This window comes from Kitasatospora phosalacinea (assembly GCF_000717185.1).
In the GTDB taxonomy this organism is placed as follows: Bacteria; Actinomycetota; Actinomycetes; order Streptomycetales; family Streptomycetaceae; genus Kitasatospora; species Kitasatospora phosalacinea_A.
On the sequence record NZ_JNYE01000006.1, the window covers coordinates 26,237 to 39,510 of the forward strand.

The following is a 13,274-nucleotide window of genomic DNA, read 5'->3' on the forward strand; positions in this document are numbered from 1 at the left end:
CGTGCACCTCGCCTACCCCGCCGTCCTCGCCGTGCTGCTGTTCAGCGTCGGCGTGTACGGCGTGCTCGCCCGGCGCAACGTCATCCTGGTGCTGATGTCGGTCGAGCTGATGCTCAACGCCGTCAACCTCAACCTGGTCGCCTTCGACGTCTGGCTGCGCGACGCCCTGCACGCCGGACAGGCGCTCACCCTGTTCACCATCACCATCGCCGCCGCCGAGATCGGCCTCGGCCTGGCCATCGTGCTGCTGGTCTACCGCACCCGCCGCACCGCCGCCGTCGACGAGGTCACCGCGCTCGGCGACCGTCACGAGGCGGCCGACGACCACGCGAAGGAGCAGGCCGCCGCATGAACCTCGCGCTGCCGATCCTCGTCCCCGTGCTGCCCGCGCTCGGTGCCGCCGCGGGCCTCGCCACCGGCCGCCGGTACCCCGGCCTGGCCCGCCCGCTGGCGGTGCTGCCGGTCGCGGTCTCCGCCGTGCTGGCCCTGGTCACCGCCCTCCAGCTGGGCACCGGCACCACCCTGGACGCCGCCACCCGGCTCGCCCCCACCGGCGGCCCCGAGATCTCGCTCGCCCTGCACCTGGACGGCTTCTCCTCGCTGATCTCGGTGCTGGTCGGCCTGGTCGCCACCTGCGTGCAGGTCTACTCGACCGCGTACCTGAAGGACGACCCGCGCTACCCCTCGTACGCGGCCCTGGTCTCGCTGTTCACCGCCGCGATGTTCCTGGTCGTCTACTCCGGCGACCTGATCGTGCTGCTGGTCGGCTGGGAGGTGATGGGCATCTGCTCGTACTTCCTGATCGGCCACCACTGGGAGGGCGCCGACGCCCGCGCCGCCTCGCTGAAGGCCTTCCTGGTCACCAAGCTCGGTGACGTGCCGTTCCTGTTCGGCCTGTTCCTGCTCGGCGCGGACGCGGGCAGCTTCCGGATCACCGAGGTGCTGCACACCGCCGCCACCGGCGGCCTCCAGCACCCCACCCTGATCGCCCTGCTGCTGCTCGCGGGCGTCGCGGGCAAGAGCGCCCAGTTCCCGCTGCACACCTGGCTCCCGGACGCGATGGCCGGCCCGACCCCGGTCTCCGCGCTGATCCACGCCGCCACCATGGTCGCCGCGGGCATCTACCTGGTCGCCCGGCTGCTGCCGGTCTTCCTGCTCTCCTCCGCCGCCCTGCTGGTGCTGGCCGTGATGGCCGCCGTCACCATGGTCGGCTCCGCGCTGTGCGCGCTCGCCCAGGACGACCTCAAGCGCGTCCTCGCCTACTCGACGGTCGGCCAGCTCGGCTACATGGCCGGGGCGCTGGCCTCCGGCGACCGGCAGGCCGCGGTGTTCCACCTGGTCGCGCACGGCGCGTTCAAGGCCCTGCTGTTCCTCACCGCGGGCGTGGTCATCCACGCCGCGCACACCAACTCGATCAGCGCCATGTCCCGGATCGACGGCCTGCGCCGCCGCGTCCCCGACGCCTACTGGACGATGGGCATCGGCCTGGTCGCCCTGGTCGGCCTGCCGCCGTTCGCGGGCTTCTTCTCCAAGGAGTCCGTGCTCACCGCCGCCGAGCACGCCGCCCACGGCGAGGCCCTCACCGGCCACCTCGGCCCCGCCTCGGCCGTCCCCGCCGCGGCGGGCTGGACCGTCCTGGTCGCCGGGCTGGTCACCGCGCTGCTCACCGCCGCGTACGCCACCCGGCTCTGGCTGGTCGCCTTCCACGCGAAGCCGGTCGCCCCCGCCGACGCCGACGCCCCGTACTCCCCGGAGGTCGACGAGGCCGACCCGGCCCACGACGAACCCGCCGCGATGCGCTGGACGCTGTGGGTGCTGGCCGTGCCCAGCATGGGCTTCGGCCTGCTCGGGCTGCGCTCCGAGTGGCTGCCCCGCCTGCTCGACGGCGCACCGCTGCGCCCCGGCCTCGAGACCGTGGTCCTGGGCACCGGCGCCGCCCTGGCCGGCATCGTGATCGCCTACGCCGCCTGGCGCGCGGCCAGCGCCCGGGCCGCCGACGGGCAGCCCGCCACCGACCCCGGCCGCCTGCTGCTCGGCCCGCTGCACGGGCCCGCCCAGCACGGCTTCGGCGTCGACCGGCTCTACAGCGCCCTGTTCGTCCGGCCCACCGCGGCCGCCGCGAAGCTGGTCCGCTTCCTGGACCGCGCCGTGGTCGAGACGTACGTCCGCGGCGCCGGCGCCGCGCCCGGCTGGATCGGCCGCGCCGTGCGCTTCGCCCAGACCGGCAACGCCCAGGGCTACCTGAGCGCGCTGCTGGCCGGGGCCGTCCTGCTCGCCGTCCTGGTGGCGGTCGGTTCATGAACCATCCTCACCTCCCCGTCCCGGCACGCCCTTGGAGCCCCCGATGAACGCGGTCCTCATCGCCCTCCTGGCCCTGCCGCTGCTCGGCGCCGCCCTGATGCTCGCCCCGATCGGCGACCGGCAGGCGCTGCGCCTCGGCACCACCGTCACCGGCGGCACCCTGCTGCTGTCGGTCGTCCTCGCCGCGGGCTTCGACCACGACGACCCCGGCCGGATGCAGGCCGTCACCGACGTCTCCTGGATCCCCGCGCTGGACGTCCGCCTGCACCTCGGCGTCGACGGCATCTCGCTGCCGCTGCTCGTCCTCACCGCGCTGCTCACCTTCCTGTGCGCGCTCTACTCGGTGCGGAAACTCCCCGCGGGCCCCGGCGGCCGCGCCTTCACCGGCCTGCTGCTCCTGCTGCAGACCGGCATGCTGGCCACCTTCGCGGTGCTCGACCTGGTGCTGTTCTTCCTGGCCTTCGAGATCGTGCTGATCCCGATGTACTTCCTGATCGCGCGCTGGGGCAGCGGGCAGAAGGTCGCGGCCGCGAACCGGTTCATCCTGTACACCCTGCTCGGCTCCGCCGTGATGCTGCTCGGCTTCCTGCTGATCGGCGTCCAGGCCGGGACGTTCGACATGGTGGCGCTCGCCGACGCGCACGGCTCCGGCCTGTCGCACACCACCCAGCTGGTCGCCGCGCTGGCGGTCCTGGTCGGCCTCGCCGTGAAGGCCCCCGCCTGGCCGCTGCACTCCTGGCTGCCCGACGCGCACACCGCCGCCCCCACCGCGGGCTCGGTGCTGCTGGCCGGCGTGATGCTCAAGATGGGCACCTACGGCCTGGTCCGCGTCCTGCTGCCGATCGTCCCCGACGGCACCGCGACCTTCGCCCCCTACCTGGGCGCGTTCGCCGCCGTCGGCATCGTCTACGGCTCGCTCGCCTGCCTCGCCCTCGCGCGCAAGGGCGCCAAGGGCGACCTGAAGCGGCTGATCGCGTACTCCTCGGTCGGCCACATGGGCTTCGTGCTGCTCGGCATCGCCTCGCTCACCCCGACCGGCCTGAACGGCGCGCTGTTCGCCAACGTCGCGCACGGCCTGATCACCGGCCTGCTGTTCTTCGTGGTCGGCGCCGTCAAGGACCGCTACGGCACCGCCGACCTCGACACCCTCGCCGGGGCCACCGGCGCCGCCCTCTACGGCCGCGCCCCGCGGATCGGCGCCCTGCTCGCCTTCGCCGCCGTCGCCAGCCTCGGCCTGCCCGGCCTGGCCGGGTTCTGGGGCGAACTGCTCGCCATGTACGGCGCGTTCGACCCGGCCGCCGGGCTCTCCCGGCCCGCGTTCGTCACCTACATGGTGCTGGCCGGCCTCGGCACCCTGCTCACCGCCGCCTACCTGCTGATCGTGGTCAAGCGGGTCTGCATGGGCGACCCGGCGCAGCCCGCCCCGGTCGCCGACCTGCCCGACCTCAAGGGCTACGAGGCCGCCAGCTGGACGCCGCTCGCCGCGCTCACCCTGCTCGCGGGCCTGTGGCCGGCCCTGCTCCTCGGCCTCTCCGACCCGGCCGTCAAGCACCTCCTCGGAGGCGGCTGACATGGCCACCGCTCACGACCTGGGGCAGCCCCTCATGACTCCGCTGACGCCGCTCGCCGTCGCCGACCCGGGCGGCCTGATCCAGTCCGTCGACTGGGTGGCCGTCGCCCCGCCGCTGATCGCCGCGCTCGCCGCCCTCGCCGTCCTGGTCACCGACCTGTTCCTGCCCGAGGCCCGCAAGCGCCTGCTGGGCTGGCTGAGCGCCGCCGGGCTGCTCGCCGCGCTGGCCGCGCTGCTGCCCCTGGCGCTGGGCGACACCCGCTCGACCTTCTGCTTCCAGAGCCCCGGCGGCGGCTGCTCCTACACCGCGGACCACTTCGCGCTCGCCTTCCAGCTGCTGGCCCTCGGCGGCGCGCTGCTGACCGTGCTGCTCTCCCTGCACACCGTCGAGACGGAGGAGCTCCCCGGCGGCGAGTACTGGTTCCTGCTGCTCTCCTCCGCCTGCGGCGCCGCCCTGCTGCCCGCCGCCCGCGACCTCGCCACCCTGGTGATCGCCCTGGAGGTCGCCACCCTGCCCGCGTTCGCCCTGGTCGGCCTGCGCCGGGACGGCCGCGGTGCGGAGAGCGCCCTCAAGTTCTTCCTCTCCTCGGTCACCGCGACCGCCGTGATGCTGCTCGGCGTCAGCTTCGTCTACGCCGCCGCCGGAACGATCCAGCTCCAGGGCATCGCCGACGGACTGGCCCACGCCCCCGGCCAGCTGAAGCCGCTCGCCGAGGCGGGCGCGGTGCTCACCCTGGTCGGCTTCGCGTTCAAGACCGCCGCCGTCCCGTTCCACTTCTGGGTCCCCGACACGTACGTCGGCGCCCCGCTGCCGGTGGCCGGCTACCTCTCGGTGGTCGGCAAGGCGGCCGGCCTGTCCGGCCTCGCGCTGGTCACCACGCTCGCCTTCCGCCCGTACGGCCACACCTGGGGCCTGGTGCTGGCGGTGCTCGCCGCGCTCACCATGACGTTCGGCAACGCGGCCGCGCTGCGCCAGCGCACCGACACCCCGCACGGGGCGGTCCGGCTGCTGGCGTGGTCCTCGGTCGGCCAGGCGGGCTACCTGCTGGTGCCGCTGGCCGCCGCCGGGTACGCGGGCACGGCCGAGCCGCTGGGCGCGACCGTGGCGTACGCGCTGATCTACGGCCTGGTGAACCTGGGCGCGTTCGGCGCGGTCGCGCTGGTCGGCGGCTCCGGGCGGCTGGACGGCTTCCGCGGCCTGGCCGGGCGCAACCGCTGGGCGGCGTTCGGGCTGGCGTTCTTCCTGCTCTGCCTGGCGGGCCTGCCGCCGGGCGTGGTCGGCCTGTTCGGCAAGGTCGTGGTGTTCCGCTCGGCCGTGGACGCGGGCCTGGGCTGGCTGGCCGTGGTGATGGCGGTGAACGTGGTGGTCGCGCTCGCCTACTACCTGAAGTGGACCGCCCTGCTGTTCGCCCCGGCCGCCGGAGAGGGTGCGGGGGAGGCCACCGGGGAGGCCCCCGGGGAGGCCGTCGCCCCGCGCCGGACCCCGGCTCCGCTGGGCGCCGCGCTGGGCCTGGCCGCGGTCGGCGCGGTGGTGCTCTCGGTGGCCCCGCAACTGGTGCTGCAGGTGGTGTCGGGCAGCCTGTTCTGAACCGTGGTCGAATGCCGGGGGGAACGAACCGCGCGGTTCGGCGCGTTGATCCCGGCAGAGGGAAGCGGCTCCACGGCTTCCACCGGCACCACAGGAGGGCCCCGCAGTGCACAGCCACCACAACGGATTGCGGACGGCCGTCCTGCTGGGCGGCCTGTCCGCGCTGATCCTGGTGATCGGCAGCTTCTTCGGCCGCACCGGCCTGCTGGTGGCCCTGCTGGTCGCGGTCGGCACCAACGCGTACGCCTACTGGAACAGCGACAAGCTGGCGCTGCGCGCGATGCGGGCCCGCCCGGTCAGCGAGATCGAGGCCCCGCAGCTGTACCGGATCGTCCGCGAGCTCTCCACCGCGGCCCGCCAGCCGATGCCCCGGCTCTACATCTCGCCCACCCCCGCGCCGAACGCCTTCGCCACCGGCCGCAACCCGCGCAACGCGGCGGTCTGCTGCACCGACGGCATCCTGCAGCTGCTGGACGAGCGCGAGCTGCGCGGCGTCCTCGGCCACGAGCTCAGCCACGTCTACAACCGGGACATCCTGATCTCCTCGGTCGCCGGGGCGCTCGCCTCGGTGGTGATGTTCCTGGTCAACTTCGCCTGGCTGATCCCGGTCGGGCGCTCGGACGACGACGACGGCCCGGGCCTGGTCGGCATGCTGGCGATCATGATCCTGGGGCCGGTCGCCGCCGGGCTGATCCAGCTGGCCGTCAGCCGCTCCCGCGAGTACCAGGCGGACGCCGACGGGGCCCGGATCACCGGCGACCCGCTCGCCCTGGCCAGCGCCCTGCGCAAGCTCGACGCGGGCACCCAGCGGCTGCCGCTGCCGCCCGAGCCGAAGTTGCAGACCGCCAGCCACATGATGATCGCCAACCCGTTCCGCCCCGGCGAGCGCGGCGCGAAGCTGTTCTCCACCCACCCGCCGATGCGCGAGCGGATCGCCCGCCTGGAGCGGATGGCCGGGCGCTGACCGGCCCGACCGCCTGTCGGCCCTTCGGGCGCTGACCCCTTCGGGCGACCGCCCGGCGAGCGTCCGCCGACCGCACCCGCCCCGCTGGTAGGGCTGAACGCACTGACCAGTCCGAGGCCGGAGGTGCGGTGCGGTGACCATGCTGCCCAGCGATGCCGAACTGGGCCCGTCCGGCCCGCCCGTCCCGCAGCCGCCCCCGCGCCGCCGCTTCGGCCGGGCCTCCCGCCCGCGCCGGGGCCGGGCGCTGGTGGTGTGGCTGACCACCACCGACCACAAGCAGATCGGCACCCTCTACCTGGTCACCTCGTTCGCGTTCTTCCTGGTCGGCGGCGTGCTCGCCCTGGCCATGCGGGCCGAGCTGGCCCGCCCGGGGACGCAGATCCTGTCGAACGAGCAGTTCAACCAGGCGTTCACCATGCACGGCACGATCATGCTGCTGATGTTCGCCACCCCGCTGTTCGCGGGCTTCGCGAACTGGTTCATGCCGCTGCACATCGGTGCCCCCGACGTCGCCTTCCCCCGGCTGAACGCCTTCGCGTACTGGCTGTACCTGTTCGGCTCGCTGATCGCGGTGGGCGGCTTCCTCACCCCGCAGGGCGCGGCCGACTTCGGCTGGTTCGCCTACGCGCCGCTGAACGACGCGGTGCACTCGCCGGGCGTCGGCGCCGACATGTGGATCATGGGCCTGGCGTTCTCCGGCTTCGGCACCATCCTCGGCTCGGTCAACTTCGTCACCACGATCGTCTGCCTGCGGGCACCCGGCATGACGATGTTCCGGATGTCGATCTTCACCTGGAACGTGCTGCTGACCTCGATCCTGGTGCTGATGGCCTTCCCGGTGCTGGCCGGGGCGCTGCTCTGCCTGGAGGCGGACCGCAAGTTCGGCGCGCACGTCTTCGACCCGGCCAACGGCGGGCCGATCCTGTGGCAGCACCTGTTCTGGTTCTTCGGCCATCCGGAGGTGTACATCATCGCGCTGCCGTTCTTCGGCATCGTCACCGAGATCCTCCCGGTGTTCTCCCGCAAGCCGGTGTTCGGCTACTCCGGCCTGATCGCCGCGACCATCGCCATCGCCGGCCTGTCCGTCACCGTCTGGGCGCACCACATGTTCGTGACCGGGCAGGTGCTGCTGCCCTTCTTCTCGTTCATGACCTTCCTGATCGCGGTGCCGACGGGCGTGAAGTTCTTCAACTGGGTCGGCACCATGTGGCGCGGCTCGCTGAGCTTCGAGACGCCGATGCTCTGGTCGATCGGCTTCCTGGTGACCTTCCTGTTCGGCGGCCTGACCGGCGTGCTGCTGGCCTCGCCGCCGATCGACTTCCACGTCTCCGACTCGTACTTCGTCGTCGCGCACTTCCACTACGTGGTGTTCGGGACGGTGGTCTTCGCGATGTTCGCCGGCTTCTACTTCTGGTGGCCGAAGATGACCGGGCGGATGCTGGACGAGCGCCTCGGCCGGATCCACTTCTGGACGCTGTTCGTCGGCTTCCACACCACCTTCCTGGTCCAGCACTGGCTGGGCGCCGAGGGCATGCCGCGCCGCTACGCCGACTACCTGGCCTCGGACGGGTTCACCGCCCTCAACACCGTCTCCACCATCGGCTCGTTCCTGCTCGGCCTGTCCACCCTGCCGTTCCTCTACAACGTCTGGAAGACCGCCAAGTACGCACCGAAGGTCGACGTCGACGACCCCTGGGGCTACGGCCGCTCGCTGGAGTGGGCGACCTCCTGCCCGCCGCCGCGGCACAACTTCACCACCCTGCCGCGGATCCGCTCCGAGTCGCCCGCCTTCGACCTGCACCACCCCGACATCGCCGAGTTCGACCGGCTGCAGAACGACCGGCCGCTGTCCGACCCGCACTGACCCAGCAGCGCCGCAGTAGCGCCGCAGCGAGGTCGCACCGGCGCCGCGCTCGACGTGCGGTGTCCGTTTTGCAGTGATAGGAATCGTTTCGTCCCTACGCCGTTAGAGGCGCGGGGACGTTCCGTCTGACTGCGTGCGGGATCGGAGCGTCATGGACAACTATCCGCTGCTCGACATCTTCTGGACGATGCTGGAGCTGTTCCTCTGGATCCTCTGGTTCTTCCTGCTGTTCAAGATCATCACCGACATCTTCCGCAGCGACGACATGGGCGGCTGGGGCAAGGCCGGGTGGACGATCTTCGTGATCCTGCTGCCGTTCCTGGGCGTGCTGGTCTACCTGATCGCCCGCGGCGGCTCGATGCAGCAGCGGGACGCCGACCAGGCCAGGAGGGCCGACGCGGCGTTCCAGGACTACGTCCGCAAGGCGGCGGGCAGCGGCGGCGGCTCCTCGGGCGGCGGCGCCTCCGGCAGCCACGTGGAGGACCTGGCGAGGCTGGCCGAGCTCAAGAACAGCGGCGCGCTCTCCGCGGAGGAGTACCAGCGGGCCAAGGACAAGCTGCTCGCCTGACACCCGCCCGCCACGACGACGGGAGGCCCGCCACCGCGGTGGGCCTCCCGTCGTCGTGGCGGGCGGGCCCGGACCTGACCGCCCCTCAGTCACTCCCGCCCCGTCCGCCCCGCCCCGGCCCCGCCCGCGTCACACCCCTGCCACAAGGGGGCGCCGCCACCTGACCCTTCCGCCGCCGGTGTGCGAGCCTGGAAGGCATGAAGCTGGTCAACTTCCTGCTCAACGTCATCTGGCTGCTGTTCTGCGGCCTGTGGATGGCGATCGGCTACGCGGTCGCCGGGATCGTCTGCTTCGTCCTGATCGTCACGATCCCGTTCGGCATCGCGTCCTTCCGCCTCGCGGGCTTCATGCTCTGGCCCTTCGGCCGCACCACCGTCGTCCGGGACGACGCGGGCGCGCCGTCCTGCGTCGGCAACGTGCTCTGGCTGGTGCTCGCGGGCTGGTGGCTGGCGCTCGGGCACATCGTCACCAGCATCCCGCTGTTCCTGTCGATCATCGGCATCCCGTTCGGCTGGGCCAACCTCAAGATGGTCCCGATCTCGCTGACCCCGCTCGGCCGCGACGTGGTCTCCACCGACCAGGGCTTCGGCAGCCGCTGACCGGGGGAGGGCCGACCGGGGGCGGGGAAAACGGCTCGCCCCCCGGCGCCGTCCGGGGTAGAACCGTCCGGGTCGGGTCCGGACGTCGAGGAGCGGTGCGTGGTGGACGGCGAGATCATGGCCGGCGGGGTCAACCGGGTGGAGCGCCGCGGCGACCGGGTGCTGCGGCCGACCGGGCCGTGGTCTCCGGCCGTGCACGGGCTGCTGGCGCACGTGCGGGCGGCCGGGTTCACGGCGGGGCCGCGGTTCCACGGCCTGGCCGCGGACGGGCGGGAGGTGCTGGACTTCCTGCCCGGCGAGGTCTCCGACTACCCGCCCGGCCCGGCGGCCGCCTCCCGCACGGCCCTGCTCGGCGCGGCCCGCCTGCTGCGGGCCTACCACGACGCCACGGCGGGCTACACCGCCGAGGGCTGGATGCTGCCCGCCCGCGAGCCCGCCGAGGTGGTCTGCCACGGCGACTACGCCCCGCACAACTGCGTGCTGGACGGCGAACGCGTGGTCGGCGTCCTCGACTTCGACACCGCCCACCCCGGCCCCCGGCTGTGGGACGTCGCCTACGCCGCCTACCGCTGGGCGCCCACCACCGCCCCCGGCAACGCCGACGGCTTCGGCACCCCCGACGAACAGGCCGTCCGCGTACGGGAGTTCTGCGACGCGTACGGCCTCGGCCGGGCCGACCGGGCGGGCCTGGTCGACGCGATCGGGGTCCGGCTGCACGCCCTGGTCGCGCGCATGCGGGCCGAGGCCGCCGCCGGGAGCGCCGCGTTCGCCTCGCACCTGGCCGACGGGCACCACCTGATGTACCTCTCCGACGCCGCGTACGTGCTGCGCGAGCGCGCCCGGTTCGAGGCTCAACTCCTGGCGGAGTGACGGGAGATCAGCTCGCGGTACCAGTGGTACGAGTCCTTCGGGGTGCGCCGCTGGGTGGCGTAGTCCACGTGCACCACCCCGAAGCGCTTGCCGTAGCCGTACGTCCACTCGAAGTTGTCCAGCAGCGACCAGACGTAGTAGCCGCGCACGTCCACCCCCGCCGCCAGCGCCCCGGCCACCGCCCGCAGGTGGCCGTCCAGGTAGGCGGTCCGGTCGGCGTCGTGCACCACGCCGTCCGGGCCCGGGGCGTCGTCCTCGGCGGAGCCGTTCTCGGTGACGAACAGCGGCGGCAGCGCCGGGCCGTACTCCTCGTGCAGGTCGACCAGCAGGGCGCGCAGGGTGTCCGGGGCGACCGCCCAGTCCATCGCGGTGTGCCGGGCGTGCGGGTCGCGGACGTGCGCGAAGCGGTTGTCGGTGGCGTCCCGCCGGGCCGAGTCGGGCTCCCGGTGCGGGGCGGTGCGGACGGTCGCCGGGGTGTAGTAGTTCACGCCCAGGAAGTCCAGCGGGGCCGCGATCAGCGGCAGGTCGCCGTCGCGCCGGAAGTCCTGGCGCTCGATCAGCTCGCCCCAGGTGTCCGCCTCCGAGGCCGGGTAGCGGCCGCGCAGCAGCGGCTCCGTCCACACCAGGTTGCGCTGGGTGCGGGCGCGCAGCGCGGCGGGGGCGTCGGCCGGGGTGGCGGGGGTGACGTGGTCCAGGTTGAGGGTGATCCCGGCCTCCCGGACCCCGGCCGCGCGCAGCGCGCCCATCGCCAGGCCGTGCCCGAGCAGCAGGTGGTGGGCGGCGGCCAGGGCGGGCGTCCCCGAGCGCACCCCCGGGGCGTGCACGCCGTTGCCGTAGCCGAGGAAGGCGCTGCACCAGGGCTCGTTGAGGGTGGTCCAGCGCGGCACCCGGTCCGCCAGCGCCCCCGCCACCACCGCCGCGTACTCCGCGAAGCGGTGCGCCGTCTCCCGGGCCCGCCAGCCGCCGCCGTCCTCCAGCGGCTGCGGCAGGTCCCAGTGGTAGAGCGTCACCGCGGGCTCGATCCCGGCCGCCAGCAGCCCGTCCACCAGCCGCGAGTAGAAGTCCAGCCCCGCCCGGTTCACCGCCCCGCCGCCCGCGGGCAGCACCCGCGGCCAGGACACCGAGAAGCGGTACGAGCCGACGCCGAGCCGCCGCAGCAGCTCGACGTCCTGCGGCCAGCGCCGGTAGTGCTCGCAGGCGGGCTCCCCGGTGTCGCCGCCCGCGACCCGGCCCGGTTCGGCGCAGAAGGCGTCCCAGATCGACGGGCCGCGGCCGTCGGCGCGGGTGGCGCCCTCGACCTGGAAGGCGGCGGTGCCGGCGCCGAAGACGAAACCGGGCGGGAAGGAGAGTTCGGCCATGGAGTGATTCTCAACCGTAGAAAGCACTCACGAACAGCCCGTACTCACCTCCTGAACGACATTTGACTAAACGATTGCTTTATTCTTCCTCGCGCTCCAGGTGCTCGCGCAGGGCCCGGAACTCGGCCGCGAGCCCGTCCAGCGTGTAGTGCGCGTTCAGCCCGCTCGGGTTCGGCAGCAGCCACACCTCGGTGCCGCCGATCGGCTCCGGCTGCGGTCCGACCGCCGCCCGCGGCCGACCGAACGCCGCCCGGTACGCCCCGATCCCCAGCACCGCCAGTACCCGCGGCCGCAGCCGCCGCACTCGCGCCGCCAGCGCCAGCCCGCCCTCCCGGTACTCCTCGGCGGTCAGCTCGGCCGCCTTCGCGGTGGTCCGCGCCACCACGTTGGTGATGCCCAGTCCGAAGTCGAGCAGCTCCCGCTGCTCGGCCGGCCGCAGCTGCCGGGGGGTGAACCCCGAGCGGTGCAGGGCGGGCCAGAACCGGTTGCCCGGACGGGCGAAGTGCTGCCCGGTGGCGCCCGACCACAGGCCCGGATTGATCCCGCAGAACAGCACCCGGAGGCCGGGCGCGGCCACGTCCTCGATGGTGGCGTCCTGGGCGGCGGCGAGCTGTTCGGGCGTGGGCCTGGCGCCGGTGGCCGGGCGCTGCGGCGGGGTGCGGGTCACCCCGCCCACTCTGCCGTACCCGGCGGGCGCGCGAACGCCACCGGGCGCCTGCGAACCGATTTCGAGTTCACTGCTCCGAAAGGCCGTTCCGGCAGCTCGGAGGCGGTGCGGCCGATGTCCGGCATATCGGTTGGATAGTCAGTTCGATTGTTTTCCTGACCTGATGACTTCCCGGGCGGAGAATGGGGCGGTGCCATACGAACTGAACGCGCTGATCGCAGCCGAGGAACTGATCGCCGTGGTGACGGCCGAGGTCCCGCTCGCGCGCTCCGCACTCCTGCCGCACGGCCTGGCGCTCGTCCCGATGACCGACGAGCTCCACGACGCGCTCCAACACCCCTCCAACACGCCAGACTTCGGCTTCAAGCGGTTCCCCTCCGGATTCGCCCTGCGCATCGCGGGCTGGTCCAAGGCCACCCCCATCGCCTACACCGAGTCCGACGACGAGCACCCCGGCGGACGGCGCGCCGCCCTCTGGTACGACGGCCGGATCGTCCTCGGCCCGCTCACCCCCGCCGACGGCGCCCCGATCGACCGCGTCCTGCGCACCCTCGGCGCCACCGACGCCACCGCCCCGGCGATCGCCGCCGCCGTCGACGCGCACCGCCGCCGCTCCACCGGGCCCGCCGGGTCCGCCGAGGACTGACCGGGCGCCGGGCCGCGCACCGCCCGGGCCCGGACACGCCGGAGGGCGCACCGCTCCCGGTGCGCCCTCCCGCGCGGAACCCGCCGGCCCCTGGGCTCAGCGGTAGTTGACGTACTGCACGAGCGCTGCGCTGACCTGCGGTTTTGCGGCGATCATGGCGCTGACCTGGGAAAACTCTTGTCGCGAGTTTTCACTGATCAGCGCGGTTTTCCGCCCCCATGTGCCCTGGATGTGCCCTTGGTGGCCCGTACCGACACTTCTGAAGGTGGCGCCGCAGGC

The 13,274-nt window shown here is 73.4% G+C and carries 12 protein-coding genes; 10 read left to right on the plus strand and 2 right to left on the minus strand.

Features of this window, described 5'->3' with window-relative positions; genetic code table 11:
* Position 1: 1 nt before the first annotated feature.
* The 9 genes from nuoK to OO57_RS03995 all read left to right on the plus strand — a co-directional run bounded on the left by nuoK (position 2) and on the right by OO57_RS03995 (position 10,324).
* The gene (gene nuoK / locus OO57_RS03955) at positions 2-352 is read left to right on the plus strand and encodes an NADH-quinone oxidoreductase subunit NuoK (protein WP_033250859.1); all 351 of its coding nucleotides are present in this window, start codon (positions 2-4) and stop codon (positions 350-352) included.
* The gene (locus OO57_RS03960) at positions 349-2,301 is read left to right on the plus strand and encodes an NADH-quinone oxidoreductase subunit L (RefSeq protein ID WP_033250860.1); all 1,953 of its coding nucleotides are present in this window, start codon (positions 349-351) and stop codon (positions 2,299-2,301) included. The genes nuoK and OO57_RS03960 overlap by 4 nt, the downstream gene beginning before the upstream one ends.
* A gap of 43 nt (positions 2,302-2,344) precedes the next feature.
* Positions 2,345-3,871 carry a complex I subunit 4 family protein gene (locus OO57_RS03965; RefSeq protein WP_033250861.1) on the plus strand — a complete coding sequence of 509 codons (1,527 nt, stop codon included), beginning with the start codon at positions 2,345-2,347 and terminating at the stop codon, positions 3,869-3,871.
* A 34-nt stretch (positions 3,872-3,905) separates the two neighbouring features.
* On the plus strand, positions 3,906-5,459 hold the full coding sequence (locus OO57_RS03970; RefSeq protein WP_051776557.1) for an NADH-quinone oxidoreductase subunit N: 1,554 nt from the start codon (positions 3,906-3,908) through the stop codon (positions 5,457-5,459).
* Positions 5,460-5,565: 106 nt separating this feature from the next.
* Positions 5,566-6,423: a zinc metalloprotease HtpX gene (gene htpX, locus OO57_RS03975; protein WP_033250862.1), complete on the plus strand. Its 858-nt coding sequence runs from the start codon at positions 5,566-5,568 to the stop codon at positions 6,421-6,423.
* A 139-nt stretch (positions 6,424-6,562) separates the two neighbouring features.
* Positions 6,563-8,287, plus strand: coding sequence for a cytochrome c oxidase subunit I (gene ctaD / locus OO57_RS03980; protein WP_051776559.1), 1,725 nt, complete (start codon positions 6,563-6,565; stop codon positions 8,285-8,287).
* Between the two features lie 151 nt (positions 8,288-8,438).
* Positions 8,439-8,855, plus strand: coding sequence for an SHOCT domain-containing protein (locus OO57_RS03985; RefSeq protein WP_033250863.1), 417 nt, complete (start codon positions 8,439-8,441; stop codon positions 8,853-8,855).
* Positions 8,856-9,052: 197 nt separating this feature from the next.
* Positions 9,053-9,454: a YccF domain-containing protein gene (locus OO57_RS03990; protein ID WP_033250864.1), complete on the plus strand. Its 402-nt coding sequence runs from the start codon at positions 9,053-9,055 to the stop codon at positions 9,452-9,454.
* Positions 9,455-9,553: 99 nt separating this feature from the next.
* Positions 9,554-10,324, plus strand: coding sequence for an aminoglycoside phosphotransferase family protein (locus OO57_RS03995; protein ID WP_199811191.1), 771 nt, complete (start codon positions 9,554-9,556; stop codon positions 10,322-10,324).
* Here OO57_RS03995 and OO57_RS04000 read toward each other — a convergent pair.
* Both OO57_RS04000 and mug read right to left on the minus strand, forming a co-directional pair.
* Positions 10,306-11,682 (minus strand): GH1 family beta-glucosidase, encoded by a 1,377-nt coding sequence (locus tag OO57_RS04000; RefSeq protein ID WP_033250865.1) that lies wholly within the window; start codon positions 11,680-11,682, stop codon positions 10,306-10,308. The two genes, OO57_RS03995 and OO57_RS04000, sit on opposite strands and share 19 nt — an antisense overlap.
* Before the next feature lie 79 nt (positions 11,683-11,761).
* Positions 11,762-12,349 (minus strand): G/U mismatch-specific DNA glycosylase, encoded by a 588-nt coding sequence (gene mug / locus OO57_RS04005; RefSeq protein WP_033250946.1) that lies wholly within the window; start codon positions 12,347-12,349, stop codon positions 11,762-11,764.
* Positions 12,350-12,539: 190 nt separating this feature from the next.
* Here mug and OO57_RS39090 point away from each other — a divergent pair, with 190 nt between their 5' ends.
* Complete coding sequence (locus OO57_RS39090) at positions 12,540-12,995, plus strand: hypothetical protein (protein ID WP_051776521.1); 456 nt, start codon at positions 12,540-12,542, stop codon at positions 12,993-12,995.
* Positions 12,996-13,274: the final 279 nt, after the last annotated feature.